Origin of the sequence: Acetivibrio mesophilus, from assembly GCF_004102745.1 — a bacterium.
Classification (GTDB): domain Bacteria; phylum Bacillota; class Clostridia; order Acetivibrionales; family Acetivibrionaceae; genus Hungateiclostridium; species Hungateiclostridium mesophilum.
This window is the reverse complement of the sequence record NZ_RLII01000017.1, coordinates 20106-44556: the sequence shown is the minus strand read 5'-3', so window position 1 is coordinate 44556 and position 24451 is coordinate 20106. Positions and strand designations below refer to the sequence as shown.

14 protein-coding genes are annotated in these 24451 nt (G+C 38.9%); 1 reads left to right on the top strand and 13 read right to left on the bottom strand.

The features are described 5' to 3' along the window. Positions 1–554 precede the first annotated feature (554 nt). The 11 genes from EFD62_RS12010 to arfA form a co-directional block, all read right to left on the bottom strand. Positions 555–1781 (bottom strand): DUF6688 domain-containing protein, encoded by a 1227-nt coding sequence (locus EFD62_RS12010; RefSeq protein WP_235832643.1) that lies wholly within the window; start codon positions 1779–1781, stop codon positions 555–557. Positions 1782–1887: 106 nt separating this feature from the next. Further along, complete coding sequence (locus EFD62_RS12005) at positions 1888–2562, bottom strand: hypothetical protein (protein ID WP_069195296.1); 675 nt, start codon at positions 2560–2562, stop codon at positions 1888–1890. Further along, positions 2547–3410, bottom strand: a complete 864-nt coding sequence (locus EFD62_RS12000; RefSeq protein WP_069195297.1) for an ABC transporter ATP-binding protein — start codon at positions 3408–3410, stop codon at positions 2547–2549. The genes EFD62_RS12005 and EFD62_RS12000 overlap by 16 nt, the downstream gene beginning before the upstream one ends. Positions 3411–3450: 40 nt before the next feature. Next, a complete protein-coding gene (locus EFD62_RS11995) occupies positions 3451–5451 on the bottom strand; it encodes an ABC-2 family transporter permease (protein ID WP_128706195.1) in 2001 nt (666 codons plus the stop codon). A gap of 39 nt (positions 5452–5490) precedes the next feature. Continuing rightward, the gene (locus tag EFD62_RS11990; protein ID WP_235832642.1) at positions 5491–5814 is read right to left on the bottom strand and encodes a hypothetical protein; all 324 of its coding nucleotides are present in this window, start codon (positions 5812–5814) and stop codon (positions 5491–5493) included. A gap of 386 nt (positions 5815–6200) precedes the next feature. Then, positions 6201–8213, bottom strand: coding sequence for an FtsX-like permease family protein (locus tag EFD62_RS11985; RefSeq protein WP_128706193.1), 2013 nt, complete (start codon positions 8211–8213; stop codon positions 6201–6203). After that, a complete protein-coding gene (locus EFD62_RS11980) occupies positions 8206–8973 on the bottom strand; it encodes an ABC transporter ATP-binding protein (RefSeq protein WP_069195300.1) in 768 nt (255 codons plus the stop codon). The genes EFD62_RS11985 and EFD62_RS11980 overlap by 8 nt, the downstream gene beginning before the upstream one ends. Before the next feature lie 162 nt (positions 8974–9135). Next, positions 9136–10119, bottom strand: coding sequence for a sensor histidine kinase (locus tag EFD62_RS11975; RefSeq protein WP_128706192.1), 984 nt, complete (start codon positions 10117–10119; stop codon positions 9136–9138). Between the two features lies 1 nt (position 10120). Further along, positions 10121–10792 carry a response regulator transcription factor gene (locus EFD62_RS11970; protein WP_069195302.1) on the bottom strand — a complete coding sequence of 224 codons (672 nt, stop codon included), beginning with the start codon at positions 10790–10792 and terminating at the stop codon, positions 10121–10123. 411 nt (positions 10793–11203) lie between these two features. After that, entirely contained in the window at positions 11204–12085 is an 882-nt protein-coding gene (locus tag EFD62_RS11965; RefSeq protein WP_069195303.1) for a hypothetical protein, read from the bottom strand. 89 nt (positions 12086–12174) lie between these two features. After that, the gene (gene arfA, locus EFD62_RS11960; RefSeq protein WP_069195304.1) at positions 12175–13686 is read right to left on the bottom strand and encodes an arabinosylfuranosidase ArfA; all 1512 of its coding nucleotides are present in this window, start codon (positions 13684–13686) and stop codon (positions 12175–12177) included. A gap of 280 nt (positions 13687–13966) precedes the next feature. Between arfA and EFD62_RS11955 the strand changes: the two genes are divergently transcribed. Further along, on the top strand, positions 13967–15004 hold the full coding sequence (locus EFD62_RS11955; RefSeq protein WP_069195305.1) for a ribosomal protein L7/L12: 1038 nt from the start codon (positions 13967–13969) through the stop codon (positions 15002–15004). A 308-nt stretch (positions 15005–15312) separates the two neighbouring features. Here the strand turns inward: EFD62_RS11955 and EFD62_RS11950 are convergent, their stop codons facing one another. Both EFD62_RS11950 and EFD62_RS11945 read right to left on the bottom strand, forming a co-directional pair. Continuing rightward, positions 15313–16752 (bottom strand): S8 family peptidase, encoded by a 1440-nt coding sequence (locus EFD62_RS11950; protein WP_128706191.1) that lies wholly within the window; start codon positions 16750–16752, stop codon positions 15313–15315. 74 nt (positions 16753–16826) lie between these two features. After that, positions 16827–24173: an InlB B-repeat-containing protein gene (locus EFD62_RS11945; RefSeq protein ID WP_128706190.1), complete on the bottom strand. Its 7347-nt coding sequence runs from the start codon at positions 24171–24173 to the stop codon at positions 16827–16829. Between the last annotated feature and the right edge of the window lie 278 nt (positions 24174–24451).

The window sequence follows — 24451 nt, the reverse complement described above, 5'->3', positions numbered from 1 at the left end:
GTTCTCAAAAATATTGCATATTAAAACGTTGCTTGTTTGCCCCTGTTTTACTTTTACGAAAGTACTTATGTTTTTAAGTTGGGAATTTTAAGAGAATGTTAAATTTGATCTTTTTGCAGATAATAGGATTTTAGAATTATTAAGACTTGATTTGAATTTGGCCGATATTTTCTTTTTAATTTTGATAGCTTCTCGGATTTATGTTTGCCAAATTTTTCTTCTTGAAACACACTTAAAATTCACTATCCTTCACTGATATTATAATATATTTGAGAATAAGAGTAGCGAGACAGCCCATTAGCCATCTCGCTATCAAATTTAATTTATACTTGTTTTGTTATTTCCAAATTCGCAATTTCTATTTCCTAAAAACTGGTATCTGAATTTCAGTCAGCCAATCTTCCTCTTTTTTACCATTCCAAACACCGTCAATATAACTTTCCCTAGGGTTGCCCGCAACAGCATAGCCATTTTCCTCTATCCATCTAACACCTCCACTAATAGGAGAGTCAAGAAACAAATATAATAAATAATTTTAAAGAGGAGGCATGCCTTCAACGAGCTTCTATTTTAGTCCTTCCGGTATATTGCATTGCTATTCTGTTTTCAGGTTTGATATCAAAGGAATATAATACAATAAGGAAAAACCATTCAAGAGGTTTCATCAGAATATATACAATATCTGCCCTCCCTTTGGTTGTTATGTGCTTCGATAATGGATAGCCATACTTGTCGTATGCATACCTTATACGCTTGTGCAGCAAAGGGAACCTCTCCTGTATCAACTGTTCAAAAGCATTTGCAACACAAAGCTGCCTGTTTACCACTATTTTTACTCCATGCCTTATACCCATTCTTGTGGGTTTCACTAGCTTTTTATGTCCCTTTAGTGCAACTGTGCACAAATAATGCCCTGAGTAATCTTCAATTGGCGGCGGAGATATCTCTTGTGACAAAGTCCAATCACTGGTTTCAGTAAAAGCTTTTATAACCGAATCCGGTGACTGTCCGAACATTACAAGAATGACAAGCAATATTCCAAGTACAGGAATCATCAACACAAAAGCAGCCGTATACCACCCTATGCTTTTTGATAAAAACCTGTAGCAAAAATTCAACAACCTGTTCTCGTAAACACTTTCATTTTTGTTGCTGCTATTCATCTCCAAACTCTGCTGATTGGCGTCAAATTTATATTCACAAAACTCATCTTCTTTTTCCTCTGGATTCTTTATTTTCAACGCTATTATTTGCCTTATTAGTCTAATAGAACATAAAATATAATTTAAGGGGAACAACGTTAAATACAACGCCTCGTATGGCAGTAATGCACTTGCCGTAAAAATATTTTTAGAGATTTGGATAATAAAAATTATTCCTAAAGCCATCCCCAAATACATGGACGAAATACATAAAAGGGTTATAAAAGGAGGCAACTTTTCTTTTTTTATTCTCAATATCCAATATCCGATTATTGCAACAGCTGCAATTGCTAAAACAGTAGGCATATGCTTATATGAAATCGGTGTATGCAGTGTAAATTCATCTCTACCAAGAATGATCGGTTCCGTATATTCTTTAGCTTCCCAAGCGCCAAAAAGGAAGATAGTTAATGGTATGCCAAGAATAAATGTTAAAACATCTATAGCAAACTCCAGTATTTTTTTCTTCTTTATCAAATTCACTGTATTAAAAATAGTTATTAAGGCTGGTACCAAATATAAAAGACATAAAATTACCAGCAAAATTACTATTAATACGTATTCTAATACGGATTCCAACTTATTTAGCCTCCTCATCCGAATTAACCATAATATTACAATGCCACAAGGCAATTCACTATACAAGTACCCGCCTTCCGCAAGGACAAGGATATCTTTAGAACATTTACCTCATAAGATACTTACGTTGCTCTATAATGAAAGCTGACATAACATATAACACTATCCCTGTTACCCAATGAGCTACAGCATATTTCAACGAAGACTCAAAAGGTTTTGGATTAATCCATTGACATGTGTGCCAAAACCAACTAGCTCCTCCTCTATAAAAAAAGCTTATAGCCACCCACAAAACTGGAATACCGAAACCTATTATAAGGTGTCTGCTCAGTAAAAAAGCTACCATTCCCAAACCTGACACAAAAAAGAGGGCCCCTGAAATTAAAAACATATCAATGATGCCGTATGCAAGCCTTTGACCATCACTTATAGAATATATGAAATACAGCAATAACAAGACAGAACCAGTATATACTGCAAACAGTCTCAATATCCTAAGAAAACCGTATCTAAACCCGTCAATGGGAAGTGATAATATCAGCTCTTTGCTTTCCGGCTGTACAATCTCCAAATAAGGGGTCAGTATCCAAACCAATACGCCAACAACCGATATTACAAACACTGACGTCTGAAGCGAAATATATTTTGTTACGGCTCCTCCCATAAGTACAAGGTGGAATATCACAGCCGCGGCAAAGGCAAGCAATATAAAATACCCAGCATAGCTTACCGTTTTTAAATCAAAACTCAAAGGCACCATCTTATTTACGCGTTTATCCATGTCAAATAACCTTCCTCCACCGTTGGTTGAACCGTTTCTGCATCTTCCGACGGCTTTTCTTCCGAATAAACCCGAACTTCCAAATCATTATCGGCGTTGGTATTTGTTGAAAGTATCTTGTATTTACCATCTATTTTATAAAAATCATCGCTGCTTACAATTACTTTCCACACTTTTCCTTTTGCCATGTTTTCCAATTCTTCAAAATTGTCAAACTGCTTAACTTTACCGTTATTTATTAATGCGAGTCCGTCGCAATTGTTTTTAATGTCTTCAATAATATGAGTAGACAGTAATACAACCCTGTTTGCAGCGACTCTTCTTATAAATCCTCTGAACCTGATACGCTCCTCAGGGTCTAGACCTGCCGTAGGTTCGTCAACCATAATAAATGCAGGATTGCCCAACATAGCTTGCGCAATTCCCAGCCTTCTTTTCATTCCTCCTGACAAAGCTCCGACTTTTTTTCTTGCCTCATTACTCAAATTAACCTCAACAAGAACCTGTTCTATTTGCTTTTTACGCTCTGATGTACTTATACCTTTCAAAACGCCTATTGTATCAAGGCATTCTTCCACCGTTATGCTCTTGTAGCATCCGAATTCCTGGGGCAAATAGCCTATCTTGTAACGAAATTTGTCCATATTCTTCAAGATATCTTCGCCGTCAAATTCAATCTTTCCTTCATCCGGTGCTACAAGTCCTGCAAGAATCCTCATCAGCGTTGTCTTCCCCGCACCGTTAGGCCCCAATAAACCGTAGATTCCGTTTGAAATAAATAAATTGACAGAATCAAGAGCTCTTTTCTTCTTGTAACTTTTTGACAACCCCTCTATTTTTAATCTCATGCCTTAAAGTTCCTTTCTATCTCAAAATAAAGCTTACAGTTTACTTTGACTTATTTACTGTTACCCATTTTCTTAGTATTTCATATGCTATTTTGCTTATTTCTTCCTTGGACTCTGCTTTTATGAGTCTTTCAATTTCGTATACATCACTAAGGTCATTTTCCCATACTATCTGTTTTTCCCTGTCCTCGTCCCACCACTGTGAATAGTATTCTTCTAAATCTTTTTTTTCACCAGTTTCAGCTATTTCAATTAGTGTTTGAAATAAACATGGCGCAACACTGCTTTCTACAAACTCGCCTGTCCTCCAAAAACACTCAAACGCAAGCATTGGTCTTAAAAACTCACAACTTCTTCTTATACTATCTTCAGAAGCCAAATGTACCCATGAACTGTAATCTAAATATACTTCATCGTGATTAATACGAATTGATTCATTCAAATTAACTAAAAATACTTTATTATATTTATCACAAAAATTATAATCAGTCTCAATCCCTAATGAATTTTCAAATTCCTTTCTATACTCCATAAACAAGTCAGGTATTATGCCTATATACTCTTTGTAGAAATGATATATTGAAGGTGGAGCAACAAAATGTATTCCTCCAATATTTCCGCTTTTATAATCTCCCTGTATAACTAAAGGTCCGGTTACTTGACCGCTAAATTCCGTATCCATATCGTAGGATAAATTAGTTATTACATCTCCCCTGTGGCTTTTGAGTACAATATCATAAGGTTCTCCGTTTGATAAATTATTAGGCAAATAACCATGAGTAAGCACAGGAAGCATTACTTTATGTTTCCCTAATACAGGATACCAAGGAAAATCTGGCATCAATAATAATGTGTGATCCGTTATTTCTCCAAGCAAATAGGGGAGTTTTCCAGAAACATTAATTTCAATTTCTAATTCTCCCTTTAGAGGTTCTTGTATAACAATCCAATCCCCATCCCGGATAAACTCATTATACTCAGATCCGTTAACCTTCACATTTTTAACAGCAAGACTTCTGTATAAAGTAAATATTACGGGTTCCTTTCTAACATTATCAATATTAATTTTGGCATAATACTCCAGTAAATCTCCTTTGCTATCTCCTAACTCCAAATGAAGCAACTTTATTTCACCATTACAATACTCCGATTCAAGTCTTTCTTTAGCCTGCTCGAGTATTTCATCATTCCAAACGCTATGACTTATCTCCCACATTTGCCCTAGGGAGTGAGGTTTAGATGAAAACACTGCTAATGGTACTGCACTTATAAATAATAATATCGCTGCTGCTCCCGCAATTTTAGCTTTTGCATTTTTTAAATTTCGTGTTCCTAAACTAATTAAATTTACAAGAACATATATTGACATACCAAACATTAAAAACCACAATTTTCTTGATAATAATCCAATATTAAGTTCAAGTCCGTAATGTAAAAGACGTGAATCGCCATAGGGATCTTCAACAAATTGATTTAACATAAAAGATATCCCACTCGTTCTATTTTTTATTGGTGAAATAATATACCATATTAACAGCAAAACAGGCCATCCTATTTTCGGATTAAACGTTTTTTCCACTGAATAGGCAATAAGCCAAGTGGATATCATGGGCATATAAAAATTTACGAATATATAGGGTACAACTTGCAGGCCATACTTTCCCAATTCCTTTAATCCGTTATCCACCCAAACAGTACAGAATATTGCAAGTATCAAACAATAAGCAAAAGAGCAGACTGCCCATGTAAAAACCTTTGCCATCAGGCGTGTCCAGGCAGCCGGCAATGTATTTAACACTTCCTCAAATTTGGCGTCTTTATCCTGTCTGGCATTTATAACACCAAAGCATATCGACAAAATTGTCAGAAACATCATAACGAAGCCACTAGTTCTTAAAAATGAGAAATTATCAAGTGCATCTTTCATAATATAATACCCATAAAACATGTATAAAAAAGACAAAAACATGGGAATAATCAAATAGTATTTTTTCATAAATAATTTCATTTCAAGTGTAAATATTTTTTTGAAAACCATCATGATGCACCTCACAAAGAAGCATGCGACTAGACCTTTAGTTCAAGTCTCATGCTGAATTATTATGTATTGCTTATTACTGACAACTTCGAACTCTGCTTTACTCATAGCAACTGTAGTCCCTTCTATTTTTGCATAATACCCAACATTAATTTCTGTCAAGTCGAAATAAGATGACCAACTTGACCAAGAAGTAGCAGTGGTAGCCATTGATTTAAGTTCCTTATCAAACCAATTCTTTTGTACCCTTATTGCCGTTGCTGTAACTTTCAGCCCATTATCATATTTAACTCTTTGTCTTCCCTTTCCCGATGTACTCCACAATGCAACTAGATTGCCTGTGTTTGATTTTTGAGAATCAGTCAATGTAACACTTGATACTCCAATTATTGTTGCTGCATCAACAACGCTAGCAACAATAATACAAGCCCCTATTAAGGTAATGTTTTTCCTATTCTTTTTTAGTGAAAATAAACTTATTAATCATACAGATTGATGTATAATACATAACGCTTAAGCATCTTTTTGGTAACCGCTGGAACCGCTCCTTTCAATAGCAATCAAAAGCTGTAACAATTTAACACTCTGTCCACGAATGAATATATTATACCATAATACGTTATTTTATCCAATGCAATTGTGTATAGCTATCCTTATTGATAAAGTGAACTAAACAAAAACATAAATCCACCTGCAAAACACTTAAAACATGTGGATTTAGTCATTCATAATATATATTTAAATCTACTGCTTCATTCAGCACTCACAATCTTATAATAAGTTCGTGCAGTCAGCCAATATACAATACCGTATATCACAGCAAATCCCAATAAAGTTCCCAAGGTACAAAGCATCGTAAGTCCATTGTTCGTAAGAGAAAACAAACTCAGAAGCCGTATCATCAATCTAAAATCAAAGGCCACATGAATTGCTGATACTACCAACGGTGCAAAGAAAACTATCAGAATCTGCATACTAATAGAATGTTTAATATCCTTCTTGGGAAGCCCAACCTTTTGCATAATCTCAAAGCGTTCCTTATCCTCATAGCCTTCAGAAATTTGCTTGTAGTAGATAATCAAAACCGTTGCCATGTTGAAAAGAAACCCTAAAAACAAGCCTAGGAACAAAAAGCCACCGGTCATCGCATAAACTTCATATGAGTTTTGTGCCCTTGTAGTTACGTAAAGGAAGCTATAATCTCCTATGCCATTTGCTGAAGATAGACTACTAATCTCCTCGGCACATTTGATTTGAATCTCTTCTTTCTGATCAGTATCAATTATTGCTATCCATTTTAAATTACTGGCCATTTCGCCATAGGCAGACTTCTGCCCCTCATACAATGTTTGAAGTACCGCCTCATCCTTCACCACTCCGTAGCCGGTATCGACTATTGAGGTTAGACCGCCAGTCGTAGGAAAACTATTCAAATGTTCTACTATAGTAAAGTCAAAAGAATAATCACCGGACTCTATGCGAATATTTTCTTTATCTTTCATCGTATCACTGAAAAATAAGATTTCATTCTCCTTCAATTCCACTTTCTTTCCTGTTAACTTCATATAGTCCTCTTCGGTTATAAAGCATAGCTGTACATAATCGGCATTTAAACTTTTTTCAACGTTTGTGTGGTAATAATTTTCGCCTCTGCCTACCACAAAGGACAAAAAGGTATACTCTTCCAGTCTGGTTATGCTGCCGTTGTTTTTGCTTATGATATCATTTATATTTTCTACCATAATATCTTTTTGAAAAACGTTTTCTGCTTCTGTATTTATGGTAATCTCCGATATAATTTGTCCCGGATAAAAACTGTCAAGCATGTCCTCCGTACCTAAATAAAGTGAAAGAGTGCCCGATACCATAACCAATACCATCGTAGACAATATACAAATATTTGCAAGACCGACAGCATTCTGCTTCATACGGTATAGCATTCCGGAAATTCCAATGAAATTTTTAGTTTTATAATATAGCTTTTTATTCCTTCGAAGCTGCTTTAATACAACGATACTTACAGCCGTAAACAAACAATAGGTACCTACTATCACAAGAAATACAGCTAAAAAATAGATTGTAAGTGCCTGAATTGCCGTCTTTGTAGTTAAGGCTATATAGTACCCGGCCCCAAGGGAAAGGACACCAATCAAAGCCAGAAGCCATTTAGTTTTTGGCTCCTTTTCTCCCGCGCTGGAGCTTCTAAGCAATTCAATCGGCTTGGCTTTTCGAATCCGCACCAGATTAAAAAGCAGAGTAATACCAATAATTGAAGCAAATAATATTGTCGATGCTTTTATAGCCGCAGTAGAAATCGTAAAACCAAAGGGTATATCGAACCGAAGCAGTTTAAATAACGCAAGACTTACCAACTTATGAAGCAGTATGCCGCAAAGTAATCCGCCAACAATCCCAATAAGTGCTACATATAGGGATTCGTAGCAAAGGATCCATGCAATATGCCGTTTTTCCATCCCGAGCATGTTATATAATGCCAGCTCCTTATGACGCCGCTTCATGAGAAAGCTATTGGTATATAGCAGAAAAATCACAGCAAATATACCGATAATATTTATACCCAAAGACATCATGAGTTCCACATACGCCGCACCTCGCAGTTTAGCTACCCCTTCGTCTGACGCAATGGCACTTATAATATAAAATCCTGTCACTGTGCCGATAATAGTTAAAATATAGGGTAGATAAAACTTACCGTTTTTACGGATATTCTGCAATGCAAGAGAAGGAAACAAGCCTTTACGCATTCTTGTCACCCCCGGTAGTAAGCAAAGTCAAGGTGTCGGAAATCTTCTGATACATCTCATCATAGCCGGAATTGCCCCTATAAATCTGATGATATACTACTCCATCCTTAATAAACAAAACACGTTTTGCATGGCTGGCTGCTTTCACCGAATGGGTCACCATAAGAATAGTGTGTCCATCCTCATTAATTTTGCCAAACAAATGAAGCAGCTGATCCGTTGATTTTGAATCCAATGCTCCAGTAGGTTCATCTGCCAGTATGATTTGGGGATTCGTAATAAGGGCACGACAAACTGCCGTTCTCTGCTTTTGACCTCCCGATACCTCATAAGGATATTTCTTCAGAATATCTGTAATGCCTAGTTTCTCGGCCAGTGGCTTTATCCGCTGTTCCATTTCCTTATAATCCTTCCCGGCCAATACCAAAGGAAGAAAAATATTGTCTTTGATCGAAAAGGTATCCAGCAGGTTAAAGTCTTGGAAGACAAAGCCTATATTATCCCGGCGGAAGGCTGCAATATCCTTATCCTTTATTTTTGTCATATCCTTGCCCGACAACAGTACATCTCCGCTCGTTGGTTTATCCAGAGCCGCAAGAATGTTTAAAAGAGTAGTTTTCCCTGAGCCGGATTCCCCCATGATAGAGACATACTCCCCGGCATCTACTGAAAAGCTCACATCGGTTAAAGCCTGTACATGATTACCGCCAAATCGCGTCGTGTATATCTTTTTGAGATTTTTTACTTCTAACAATGACATCATAACAACCTCCTTAAAACTTCTACACTTATTTTAGCGGCAATAGCATACCTTCTTCCATCGATTTACCTTACAATATTAGTCCGTTCCTTACCTTTTTGTAAGCTTCAATATTTTAAAGGCAGGCTTTTTTATCCGAATCCGGCATTAAGTCTTATGATACTATACTTTGATACTTGTTCCCATTTCAATACGAACTGTAGTCCCTTTCCCAATTTCAGATTCAAAGGAGATCCGATGTCCCAGCTTAGTCAATATCTGCTTGGTAAGATATAAACCGATGCCTGACGCCCTTTTGTCAATTCTTCCGTTATAGCCGGTAAAGCCCTTTTCACAAATGCGAGGTAAATCCTCGGGAGCAATACCGATTCCCGTATCACTAATTACCAATGTGGTCTCATTCTCTGAATCGATTAAGATATATCCTTCATTTGTATACTTAATAGCATTAGATAGTATCTGCTCTATTGCAAAACAAAGCCATTTCTCATCGGTTAATACCTTGCACTTTAGTCTTCCCAGCCTTACGCTGATTTTTTTACGGATAAACATCGGTGCATATTTGCGCACCGATTGTTTTACCATCTCTTCCATATCGTATTCTTTCAGTAGGAAGTCAGTACTGTTGCTACCGAGACGAAGATAGGCCATAACCATCTCTACATACTGCTCAATCTTAAATAGCTGATCCTGTAGTTCATGATACTGCCGAGTCTCTTCACTCTGAAGAATTAGCCGCATGGCCGCAATTGGTGTCTTTATTTGATGAACCCATAGGGTGTAATAGTCCAACATTTCTGCTTTTTCCCTGTCACTTTTGGCCATATATTGTTGTTTATCATTAAATAAGGCTTGAACTAAAGCCATGTAGTCCTGTTCAATCTGATTCACATCCGCCGGAAGTTGATCTATTGAAATGGCAATATCTGCTTGAAGTTCAGATAACCTAAGATGCTTCTTTAAAAATATAATATAGTCATAAATCCCAAATATCAACATAATAACAAAGCATAGTAGACTCGCATAACCTACTGCCTCGATAGGTAAATCATATAGAGAGAATACTGCAGCAAAAATTATTACAAAAATAAAAAGCATTATTAGCAATTTTCTTTTTGATTTCAAATAAGCCAATAGTATCCCCATGTCATTCCACCGTATAACCCAATCCTTTTTTTGTAATAATAAACTCCTCTATCCCCACACTGGCAAGTTTCTTTCTAAGTCTTGCTATATTTACGGTCAAAGTATTCTCATCTATAAAATCATCCGTCTCCCATAGACGATACATTAAAGTGTCCCGACTTACCACTTTGCCCCTTTGCTCAAGCAATACTTGTAAAATTCGATGTTCGTTCTTAGTCAAATCCAGTTTATTTCCTTGATACATAAGGGAATAGTCCAATAGATTTAAAATTACTCCCTTGTGCTCCAATATATCAGTCCCATAGGTAAAATCATAGGTTCTCCGAAGGAGGGCCTGAACCTTTGCCACCAAAACCGCCAAATCGAAGGGCTTGGCGATAAAATCATCCCCTCCCATATTTATGGCCATGACAATATTCATATTATCCGATGCCGAAGAGATGAAGATAATCGGTACCTGAGATATCTTTCTAATCTCACTGCACCAATGATACCCATTATAAAATGGCAGTGATATATCTATAAGAACCAGATGGGGAGAAAACTCGGCAAAATCCGAAAGTACATTCTGAAAATCTGTTACGCAGCGGGTTATCATCCCCCAAGAAGCCAGATGTTCTTTAATTATGTTAGCTATTGTCGTATCGTCCTCAATAATAAGTATTTTATGCATCCTTTTTCACCCATGCTATTCACTTTGTTTAGTATTTAGATACTTTAATATTTTCCTGTTACTAATAGCAATATTTTATTTGTTATTATAAAAGGCGTCAATCTTCTCTTTATCTATTAGCTTGCTTCACAATTTTCGTCCATATCCCATCTTCTAACTGTCCATTTCAACAATAAAAGAGCTTATGATTGATACGCATTTGTCCATTTCCCCTGTAGCCTTATTTTTGTCCAAAACAGGTTTAAAAGTGTATTTACAGGTTATTCCATATCTCCACTAAACAAAAATGTATTATATATAATTGGTATAAAAATTAAGTATATTCTTTTTCTGTAATCAACCAATATGACTTAACCTATCTAAAGCTACTGCCAACATAGCGGATTTGTATGGCATCAAAGTAAATAGCTCTTAATTATTAACCAACCTATAAAAATTATCAATTCCACCAAAATAACTGCAATCTGTATTTCTATTTTTAAACAGCTTCAATACCCTTTCCCCAAAAAGTTTGACACTCAGCACCAAAGTTAAAATGCTTGCCGGCTGTTCTTTTTCCAGTATCTTTTCTAAATAATTAATTACAGCATCAGTATTGTAGTTTAGTGAATATATAAGCAGCAAAAATTTCTCATAAGATAGCCACTGCAATCTTTCATCCAATTCATAATTCAACAATACATATTCAACTAGGGCTATTACCTCGTTATATAACCCATGCTTTTTGATGTTTTTAACTCCCATTATGCAAAGGCAATCACACAACAATGAAAAATAATCGTCATCATTATACCCAGGTTTAGTATAAAAGCCTATCAAATCTTCAATAATTGATAAATAACTTTCATACTTACCGTTGAAATATTCATAATTTAATGGCTTTTTTAGATAAACATCAGCATATCCCGATAGAGTCATTATAATGTAAATTTTTACAACAATGTATTCTCCAAAATCTGAGACAAGACTATTAATTAAATGTGAATCCATTTCCAGTTTTGCTTCCTTAGAAATCATGCCCAGTCTTTGATTCCACAAAAAAACAAAAATATATGGCAAAACAAGTTCCGAATCAGTGTCTTTTATTCTTGTTAGTAGCTCTTTTTCAGATAAATATATTATATCTTTGTAAATACCGCCATAATACTCATCCGTTGCTTTTTCATATTTGCTAACAATCTCTATCGCTGAATCCCTTGAAAAAAAGTATATTAAATTCTCATAAAAAAAATATAATGTCGGTTTTGATATAATGTTCTCATCTTTATCTAATGGATAAAAGGCCTCTCTCATACTAATCATCACCTCATTCCATTCACGATTTCCATGGGCTCATTCCCCTAGGATAAAACCTTTCCCCAGATATTTGAAATATGTGTTCGTTATTTCCCCAGTCGAATTACATTCCAAGAAGCTTTATGAAGCATACTGGTTAAAATACCATCATCCAATGAGGAACGATCTGAGTTTTTCGGCTGTACCTGCTCGCCATTTACACTATTGCGTATTTTTAGATCCGGATGCTCCAAAACAATATGCTCCAGTAGACGATAATTTTTCATACCTCTAACATCCGATACAAGAACAATATCCTCATGAATATTTCGATTAACTGCAAAAATCGTAATCTCTTCTTCCTCTTCATTATAAATTGCAATACTCTCAATGTCGGTAACATTTTCATGTTTTGAAGTATCATGAAGTGGTGTATTGATTACCGGTTGAAGTACTATACCTCTGCCATATTTTGAAGCATGCACAAACGGATAAAATATGGTCTGCCTCCAAGCCGCCCCGCCATTTCTTTCAGTCACAATAGGCGCAATTACATTAATTAGCTGTGCCATGCATGCAATTTTGATTCGATTGGCGTGTTTCATAAGGGTAATAAGCATCAAACCGACAAGTAACGCATCTTCAAAGGTATATATATCCTCCAGTAAAGGTGGTGCTACACTCCATGGTTCATTCTGCATAATGTTTGCATCTTCGTTATTTGAGTGATACCATACATTCCATTCATCAAAACTTAAGTATATATCCTTTTTGCTCCTTTTCTTTGCCTTTATATAATCACAGGTGGCAATGACAGAACGTATAAATTCATCTAAATCATCGGATTTTGCCAAAAAATCAGCTGTGTCATTTTCTTTGTTTCCATAATACTGATGTAATGATATATAATCCACATAATCATAAGCATAATCCAGAACGGTTGCTTCCCATTGGGGAAAAGTCGGCATATCTTTTGAGGAGCTTCCGCAGGCAACCAACTGAATTTTAGGGTCAATCATTTTCATGGCCCTTGCAGTCTCTTCAGCAATTCGCCCATACTCATCCATCGTTTTATGTCCAACCTGCCACGGACCGTCCATTTCATTGCCAAGACACCATACCTTTATGTTATGGGGCTCCCTTACGCCATGCTTTATTCTCATATCACTATATTTTGAACCTCCAGGATGGTTACAGTATTCCAGCAAGTTACATGCATCCGAGATCCCTCTGGTGCCAAGGTTTACTGCCATCATTATCTCAGCATTTACTTTTTTACACCATTTTGCAAATTCATTAATCCCAACTTGGTTGGTCTCTATACTTCTCCAAGCCAAATCCAAGCGCTTAGGTCTATCCTCTACCGGTCCGACCCCATCTTCCCAGATATAATTGGATACAAAATTGCCTCCCGGATAACGAATGATTGGAACATTTAACTCTTTCACCAGTTCAATAACATCTTTACGAAAACCATCTTCGTCCGACTTGGGATTTCCAGGCTGATAAAGTCCGTCATATACGGCTCTTCCCAAGTGTTCTACAAAAGAACCATAGATATGTTTGTCTATCTCAGCAATTTTATAGTCTTTATCAATGGTCATTCTGGCTTTTTTCATTTTGCGCCTCCAAAGAATTATTATTCTACTAAAGGATATTACTTGCTATAAGTTGTACTCAGGTATTATTTTTTATCCGTTCCATTTTATTATAACATCTTTCTAATATTCAACAGTTTCCAATTCTAATTATGTTGTAACAAACAGAAATAGCCAAAGCTTTAGGTTGCTCTGGCTATTCTCAAAAGTAAATTAACTTATTGAAGAAATAAATTTATTATGGTAATATGAAAAAACAAATATTTATCTAAAAATTATGAGACAAAAGGAGTATCTGTCGATGAAACGAAATATACTGATTTTTTTAATGGTTATCATATTAGCGTTGCTACCCACTGCTTGCAATAAGAAAAGTTCTGATGGTGAAGTAGGCAATGAAATGCCAACGCCGACTCCAACAATTGCCCCCACTCCCACCACAGTTATAGATAATACCTCTTTAGTGAGTGATGATTTCTTTATGGAGATAGAAGACACATTTAGTATTATAGAAGGAGGCATGGTGGTAACAGGAACCATTGCATCGGGCTTTGTATCAAAAAATGCCGAAATTGAATTGCTTGATATTGAAAAAGGTACAAAGACAGTAACGGTCGGCGGAATTGAGCAATTTCGCAAGCTGATCGAAACGGCAAATGCCGGTGACACGGTAGGTATTCTTCTAGGTGATCTTTCCAGAGAAGATGTAGCAGCAGGTCAATTTCTCACAGCAAAAGGAATTATGCCACCGATTAATCAATACACTGCAAAGCTAATGTTTTCCGATGAAGCCTTCTTGAAAGATAAAATTATTCAAGGTTCATGCTATTTTTATGAAACCGACTCAAGTGCATATATATATTTAACCTCCGATGTTCCAGATGCTGATGGCTATGTGACTGCATATATCAAAATGATGCATAGATTCCCAATGAAAAAGGGCAGCGAATTTAAAGTTGGTGAAAGTGGCAACTTAATTGCATTAGGAATCGTAGACGAGTTGGAGCCAACTGATTTCAATGAGGTTGTGGAAAATATAGCCGGGAGCAGTACGCCAGAAAATGCATCTAACCCCACTAATCAGACCGCTGGGCTTGAAAATTACCCTCCAGACACACGTGTTATTGTAGAATTAACCCATTGTGGCTCTGAAAAGGTAAAGCTTATTAAAAAGATAAGAGAGTATACTGGGCTTGGATTGGTAGAAGCCAAGGCAATTGTAGATTATGCTCCATCAATTATTACCGATAATATCACCAAAGAAAAAGCATTAGCTCTTCAATCAGAATTAAGAGAAATTGGGGCAACCGTCACTATTCGTGTTTTTGAGGAAGAATAACTTTGCTATCAACATGCAAGAAAAAACATAATAAAAGCTCGAGACAGAGGCTAAAATAACAAGTCCCATCTACGTGGTGGGACTTGTTGAATCTTATAAAAAAACATCGAAAGAATAAATAAATATAGCATCTTAAAATAATAGCCTTGAACATAACCATCACTTGTTCCTTTTGCCCCGGGCATATCATCATTTAATCTGTCAGCGCTTTCTTCTGATATTGTGATTGCTCGTACCGTTTTATTGGTTACTATATTGCTACTACTATCCTTATTTGTTTTTCTATCCTTATCAGAACTGCAGCTATCTCAATGTCCAACGTCTACACTGTGATAAAGGTACACCACAATATGAGCCCGCGGTGCTTCCCTCATTGGAATAAAGTCGGTTTGAGCGGTGGCAAAGAAGCCATGGATATCCGCCCAAGCCACCGCATCGGTATAATAGTGTTCCCCAAGTCCTGCTGCCAGTCTACTTCGCCCTGCTGGATCGGGACAGTTTTTGGAGCGCCATAGAAAAGTTATAATCTGCGCCTCATTGCAAGCTTCACTAGGACTAAAAGTTGTGTCCGAAGTTCCAGAGGTAATTTCCTTCTCTACTGCCCAAAGAACTGCTTTATAAAAATAATCGGTTTCAGCTACATCAATAAAGGGGTTTTCTGTAAGCCTCGGTTCCGGACATCCAGCAGACCGCCATAGGAATGCAACTGTCTGAGCACGAGTACAGCTCATATCCGGAGAAAAAGTGGTAGAAGTGGTACCGCCGGTTATTCCGTTTTTCAAAGCCCACTCTACTGCTTGTCTGTAATAAGCACCCTCTGATACATCAGAAAAGGGTAGCTGTTTCCCGCTTTCAGCCCGTAATTTTGCTATTGCAGCATCCAGATCCATAACACCCCAACCGGATTCCTCATCATAGCCTTCATCACAAATATCCCGGGCGGTATTGCGCAAAAGCTGCCGTAGCTGATAGGGAGTTAAAGTAGGGTCGATAGCCAGTAAAGCTGCCGCAGCACCACTGACCCAAGCTGTAGAGTAACTGGTTCCATTTACTGTTACAGCTTCCCCCTTGAGATTAGCAGTTTTCAACTTTATGCCCGGTGCCAGTAAATCCACACCGCTGTGGCGGTTGGAAAAGAGAGCCGAGCCATCTTCCGTTGAATTGACAGCTCCAGCGCAAAGAACGGTGGAAAAAGCCCCCGGATAATAGCCTGTACCGTCACCATCGTTACCAGCACAGGAAACCACTAGCACTCCTCTCTGCTCAGCCCAAGCTACCGCATCCCGAAGATCAGGGGTATCAACCCGGGCTCCTGAACTGATGTTAATAATACGGCAATCATAAACATCCACCGCATCCCGGATAATCTGTGCCAGCATGGATAGGTCGCCTTTTACCGCTGCATCGTTCCCGTTTTTGCTGTAATAGACCAGAGGAACCAGCACAGCTTCAGGATAAAGTCCGGTAATACCTGCAGCCTCGCTGCCTGCGATGATAGCTGCTACAGCAGTACCATGGCCAACAGTGTCTTCAGTGGTGGCACCCGACAAAATATAGTTGCATCCCTCATCCAAATTTTTTTCGCTTATTGCGACGGTGGAAATTCCAGTATCAATGACGGCTATGCGTATCGATTCAGGCTCAGCAGCATAAGAAGGTGCGGTAAAAAGCATGACTGCCAATATTGCTGCAAAAAATACACGTACTTTCATGTACTCATCCTTTCTGTAAGAAAAAACTGTAAACATTTAATCCTTCTCTGCTGTATTTTTCATACCAAAAGCTTTAAAAGGCGGGGTCTCCCCCGCCTCAATTTAAAGCTTTATTGAACTGTAGCAAATATATACTTGTAGTTCCGATACTGATATTCTTCAGTCTGTGTTATAGATTCTGCGTCTGTACCATAGTAGTCGGTACCGCCAATATAGGTATTAACCGCTGTAAGGAAGCCCGTATAAGGGAAATTAGGATCACCACAATATACCGCGCTATCATAGCCATGAGCTTCCAAAGTAGCTTCGTTCAAAAATAGCTTATATTCCATATCTAGTGGTCCAACACACGCACCATAGCTGCTGCCATTACTTCCAGCAGTACCTGCAAACACTTCCACTTTGACTCCAGTAATAGTTAAGTGAGCTCCCGAAAGGCCAGTTCGAATACCACAGTTAAATTTGTTTCCTCCTTGTCCGCTGGTAACAGTCAAAGTACCGGAACCTTTAATGTTTGCAATGCCGCTTATATAGATACCATAAACATTATTACTTGTATAAAGATCATCAAATGTGTTTGTCACAGTACTATTACCTTTGTTAACAATAGTCATGGAATGTGAAGTATAAATAGCTGCATTATTTGATGAGTAGTAACTTGTTCCTGATATCGTTGCGTTGTTAAGATACAGATTACCAGCATTAGAAACACTTCCGCTTGTAGTAACAACCGTTGAATTAGGATCAAATTGCACGCTTCCGGAACCGTCTCCAAGAATATCATTCATATTCTCAGTAGTTACTTTTACTCCGGCAACATAAATTGTCAAATTCGGATTAACACTTCCGGTAAAACCTGTATCAGCCCAACAAGCATACAAGGTATGATTAGCAGCAAGCTCAACAACTGTTTCGCTGGTGACCTTAGTTCCACCACTTTTTGCTGTATACCATCCAAGGAAGAACTTATCACCATTGGTTGGAACAGGCATCTCACCATAAGTCTCGCCTTCATATACATACTTGTCGGTTTGATCAACCGTACCACCGTTGGCATCAAAGGTTACTGTATAGGTAGGTACCTCATCCCATACAGCCACTAATATGATATCCTCTGCAGACATGGTGGTAAAGGTATAATTCTCTCCATTTAACTGCCAGCCCACAAATTTAAATCCTGCTTTAGTTGGTGCTGTAGGTGCTTTAACTACTGTACCGTAATCCTGCGTAATTGCTGCCACTTCACTGCCGCCGTCACTGTCAAAAGTAATGGTGTATTGTTTTGCTGTCCAACTAGCAATAAATGTGATATGTTCTGCAGGCATGGTCATGTTTACAGCATATCCGGACCATCCACTAAAGTTATATCCTGTTTTTGTAGGATTATTAACTGGACTGGCAATTGCCGCACCGTACTTAACACTGCCAGTGGTTGCGCCGGTAGTATCCACATCCCCGCCATTGCCATTCCATGTTACATTATAACTATTTCGTTTGTAGAACAACTTTAATACCAAACTACCATCTTCGGCAACAATACCGGATGAAACTGTGCCGCTTACATTAGGATCATAGGTAAATCCGGTATAACCCTTGGCATTTGCATTCACCACAGCTCCAGTCATTCCCTTCAAGTGATCAGTATCATCAGGCATTGAAGGATAGGTTCCGTCCAGTTTCTCCATATAGTATTCCACAGTATATGGAATATTGATATCAATCGTCCATTCAGCGACCAGAGTGATATCTTCAGCTGGCATTGTTGTAAATGTGTAATCTACACCATTCAACTTCCAGACAGCAAAAACATAACCTCCTTTAGTTGGATCTGCAGGAGCATTAACTGCTGTACCGTAATCCTGGGTAATTGCCGCTACTGCACTACCCCCATTACTATCGAAAGTAATTTTATACTGATTTACCTTCCATTCAGCAGTAAATGTTATATCCTTCGCAGGCATAGTCATGTTATTGTCATATCCCGACCATTCTTTAAAGGTATAACCCGTTTTTGTAGGATTATTTGTAGGACTGATAATAGTCGCACCATACTTCACACTTCCTGTGGTTGCTCCTGTGGTATCAACATTACCACCATTACCATCCCATGATAAATTGTAACTGTTTCGTTTGTAGTACAACTTCAATACTAAGCTACCGTCTTCCTTAACTATGCCGGAGGAAATTGTACCACTTACATTAGGATCATAGGTAAATCCGGTATAACCCTTGGCATTTGCGCTCACCACAGCTCCGGTGCTGCCGTACAAATGATCTGTTTCATCAGGAGTTGAAGGATAGCTTCCGTTCATTCTCTCCATATAATGTTCTACAGTATATTGTATATTACTGAGAGCTGTCCACTCGGCAATCAGGGTGATATTTTCAGCAGGCATAGAAGTAAATGTATAATCTGCGCCATTCAGCTTCCAACCTGCAAAAGTATAGCCTGCCTTAGTCGGTGCTGTAGGTTCTTTAACTACTGTGCCGTAATCCTGTGTAATAGCTGCTACTGTACTACCCCCGCTACTATCGAAAGTAATTTTATACTGATTCACCTTCCACTTAGCATGAAGAATAAGTGAAACATCGGGCATTGTTGCTTTATCCTCTAATGGTGAAGTCATCGCTTCATCTTTATACCATCCGACAAATGAGTAACCGGTACGACTAGGTGTATCAGGCAACTTAATAGTTGTACCGTATATCACATTTCCGTAGGTATATTCTCCTGTCAGAGAATTTCCTCCATTCACATTCCATGACAGGCTATTAGTATTACGATCATAGCATATCTCCACAACAGTGCTTCCGTCAGGCATAATAGTCTTTTGGTCAAATTTCTTAGCTGTAAATCCGGTGTATGTTCTTGCTTTGGCAGAAGTATTTTCTCCTGTGGTTCCGAACATTCCATCCACCTGTTCCAGCACATATTCACCGTTCAGTTCTTGTTTATAGTGCTTCACTGCGTATCGAGTATTTGTGCTTGCTGTCCACTTTGCAGTGAATGTCATCGCTTTTGCAGGCATTGTGCCAGGGATATCTGCATCCCAACCGGCAAAGCTATATCCTTCTTTAGTAGGATTTGAAGGTTTTACTATTTCAGCTCCGTAGGGCACTTTTAATGCAACATCGTTACTTCCGTTACCATATACATATTTTAAATCGTACAGATTGCGGTCATAGTAAATAGCAACTCGGGTAGAACCGTCGGGAGCGATGGTTTGCTGCTTTATGCTCTGTGCAGTAAAGCCGACATAGGACTTAGGTGCAGCACTAGTTTGCGCATCTACTTTCCCCTTATTAGTCTTGTCGGTTTCTACCAATACATATTGACCGTCCAGAGTCTTTTGATAATGCTCCACAATGTAGCTAGCATCGTTCGGTGTCCATTTGGCATATAGTGTGGTATTGCCCTTTGGCATGGTAGTAGCTGTGAAAGCATTGTTTAATTCTTTATCAGTATACCATCCGGCAAAGGTATAACCAAGTTTTGTAGGCGCTGCAGGCATCTTACCGCTGAGAGCCGTTCCTGCAAGTAAACGAAGCATTTGAACAGCTGAACCTCCATTGGAGTCAAAAGCAATAGTACCGGCATTTGCCTCGTTACTCCAGTTGAGCTTGATGGTTCTACTAAGAGTCTCAGAGGATGTGGACAGGGATGTACCCTTCCATATGATCTTCATTTCAGAACTTTGAGTTACTGCACCTGAAGAGGTGTTTATAGTAATTTTATTATTGACAGGGTTATAGCTAAACGCCGGGTTGGACAACTCCACAATAAAATATGCTTCGTCATCACCCTTTGGCGCAGTATTGCTATCGAAGTTTTTAATCTTGTCCTCTATTTCACCGGTCTTAAGATCCATCCAATACATATCGAAGACAGTCTTAGGAAGGGTGTAAGTATCAACATTCAAAATATTGAAAGTCGGGTCATCCTCATAGGCAAAGTCATAGACATTTTCCCGTTGTCCGGCCGACCATAATGGCCACTCTTTTGTATAGATGGACGGAGTGTAGGAGTATTTTCCATTGAGAGCCTCAGCAATAAACTTCACATCCAGATACGCACCAATTTCGACAAGAAGAGCACCGGAATAACCGCTATTTTTCTGCCATACACCTTTTACCTTCCAGTTTTCCAGATGATAATAGAAGTAACCCCACATTCGGGCGTAGGCCCCGGTTTCAAACTGTAACCCTATAGCGGCCAGTTTTGTGCTGAAGAGCCCTGCCGTAACCTTTACTCGGACACCAGCCCTGATACCAATAGTACCCATGACATAGAAGTCGAACTGGTAGCCATTGGTAGACAAGTCGATAGTTTCATTTTCCCCCTTCTTACTTAAAACAAGGAGTGTAAAGGAGTGACGCTTGAAGTTCTCATATTGGAAGGTCATTCCAATAGCCACATTCAGGTTGGCAGAAACCACAAAATCTACCTGAAGACCAAAGGCAAGGATATGGAGAGGATCCACCGCACTGCGTAAGTCTAAAATGCTAACTGAGACCAGATCTACCCACTCCTCATTGGCATCCTCCATAAACCGTGCATATTTCTCAGCTAGTCCACCGCTGGCAGTGGCTTCTTCTTCCGGGAGGACGGTCTCAATTTCTTCCATCAACTCCTTAATAGATTCACTCAGGCTAAAGATTTTTTTGGTAGCAGCCGCTTCCCTGGCACTTTTCGGCCATGGCATTCCCCAAGGTTCTTTGTCCTGAGTCAACTTAGCAGTGGCTGTGATACCAATACCAGTGTATGTGCCAATGTCTAGGTTACCGGTCAAGCGATAGTCGGAAATGTAAGGAATAATCTTCCACTTCCATTTCCAAACAGCACCACCACTAACGTTGAAACCGAAAGTAAACTCCTGCTCGAAGAAGGCAGTCAGATTGACTTCCATGATATTGTTATTGCCTTTTCTCTGAATCTTGAATTCATACGCTACTGCAACTTCCACACGTACCCCTGTTCCTACAACTTTCGGATCAAAATGGGCTGTTTTGGTTGAAATACTAAAGGAAACCTGTGGCTTTTTGCCTTTTTGATCCTTGTCTATTATGTTGCCCATCAGTGTCAGTTCATCTGCACCAAGAGGTGTACCGTCAGCATAGGTGATAGTACAGTTGGACAAAGTCAATCCATCCCCAAAGACTTCCCGAACTTCGTCAGTTTGGAGAGCTAGCTCTGCAAGATATTCACCGGCTTCATCAAAGAAGTTGCTCTCCATCAGCTGTGCCTCGACAATTTCTTGTATCTCGTTCTTTTTCTTATTAATGACTTCCGTGAGCTCTGCTTCGCTAAGCTGCTTTTCGTCGTACAAATCCATGGCAGACATGATCTTATCTTCTTTTACCTCTTTATATGTGATGGTAGTGGTACCATCTTCATTAGATGTGATTTTCGTAATTTCACCGTATGCTATATCCTGTGCGTTGTCATCTCCAAAGTCACCGGTATAAAACACCAAAAAGTCACCAACATCCACGGTGGTCTCAGCACTTAGACCCACGATTTCAAATTTTGTGTCAGAGAAGTCTAACTTACTGTTGTCGATAACCACCGATGTGCCTTTTTCTTTCCATCCGGTGGTTCCGTCACCATTATCCACATCAACAGGCAACACATCTGGCGTAAAGATAACATCCTCCGCTTCAGCTGCTACATAGTAATAGGTGCTTGTATCGATGTCAGTAATTTTCACATAGGAAACATCGCCGTTATTGGTTTTGTTTTCCGTTCCTTTTTCAGGCAAACGTTCTGTGGGCTTAGTGCCGGAATAAACAGCAACCGTATCACCCACCTGTATATCTTCGGTGCCAGTGTATGTAAAGCTTCCGCTGCCATTGCTTGCTGTATAGGTAGTATTACCCTGTTCATCGGTGCTGGCCAGATATAGACCGGCATATTCCATCAAGTTCATCCCATCAGCCTTACTCAGTTTATCTACTGGAATATACTTTATACCGCCGTCCAGCTTCAGATTCAGAGTTCCATCCTTTTCGATACTGAAGTTGAAGAAACGTACCTGGGCAATATCATATCCATTGATTGCTTTTAAATCTTCAAAAGCCTCGGCACTGTCTTCATAAATCACATCATCATTGATCAATTCAATTTGATAGGTATGCCCGGGAATAAATCCTCCGTTTGCAGAGGATATGATCCACAATCCATTGCCACCTTCGACCTTGACGCTTTCAATATTTGCCAAATCCTCCTCAGCAACCGCCCCTTCGGGTGTTTTGTCCGGGGAGGTAATATTGCGGAATTTAAAATCGGTTCCGACAATTGGTGCACTATCAGCCTTTTTCACAGCAACGGTAAAACTCGATTTCTGATCCAACGCACTTACGAAATTGGGGATACCGCCTTCATCTAAAGCAATACCATCCGTAAGCTTTGCGTAAAGTGTAATATCAGAGTTTAACCTATCGTTGCCGGCTACAGGATTAGTATATTCCGCATCATAATACCAGCCTAAAAATACCTTTCCGGAGAGCAATCCAGGACCTTGCAGGCTGCTTAGCAAGATATCTTTTTGATATAACTTCTCCTCCTTTGTAGAGTCAATCATAAAAGTTACCTTATAATAATTTGTCTTGCTTCCGTTATTGGAACTGCCCGTATTGCGTCCGCTACTAGAATCACCGGTGTTGCTTTCGCTGCCAGTATTTTCGGTGGAAGAATCCGATGTCTCAGGCTTCTGTTCTGCCTTCGGATCAATGCTCACTCTGTCAGACGGAACGCCAGGCTCCCTGTACCAAACCTTTACTGCCTTATCGGTAACCATACAAAGCGTAGCTGCCTGCGCACGACTTGCATTTCCTGAAGGATTGAAGTTTGTACCGTCACCGGCTAGCAGACCAGTTCTCCAGAGCTTTAAAACCATCTCTCTAGCCCATGGCGATACTGTGTCTAAATCTGCCGGAACAGTTGTAATATTGGCTCCGGTGTCAAAATCCACACCAAACTTTTCAAAGTAGCACACAAAAAACACGGCCATTTGCTCCCGTGTTACGATGCCATCCGGGTCAAATTTACCATTTCCAACACCGGCAGTGATACCATGCTTTGAGGCCCATGCTACAAAGGGAGCATAATAAGCGTCTGACGCTACATCACTGAAATCAGACTGTCCCTTGTATATTGTCTCATCCACACCAGCCATTTGTCCCAGCACGGTAACAAACATGCCTCGGGTCATTGTCCCATCGGGATTAAAGGTATTTGCACTGGTACCGCTAAAGAATCCATTGATGCGTGAATATAGTACCGCATCATAATACCAGCTCCCTTGTGGTACATCGATAAAGGGATTTTCATACTTCTTCCCTTGAACTGTATTGGCGGCTGTATTGACTTTATCGGCCATAACAGCCATTGCCTCCGCAGGAAGCATAGTGAACAACATGGTCACTAGAATGAAAATAGCTATCAATCGTTTTTTCATTTCAAACTTCCTTTCTAGTATTTATTTTTGTAACACATCGCAAAGTCCTGTTCCGTCTGTTTTCTTGCGGATATCAATATGTTTACTCTCAGTTTGCAGGAGTAAAAAGCAACTTTGCGTTTTCGGGTGCCGAACCGGTATGGGAGCAAACAATAACCTTTGTGCCGTTATCGCTCTTTTGTCCGGGAGCGCTGACGATTAGCTTTTGATTTCTGTAGCCACGAGTAGTGCAAAATTTGGTGTACTTGTTGATACTCCAAGGAATTGCTTAAGAGATT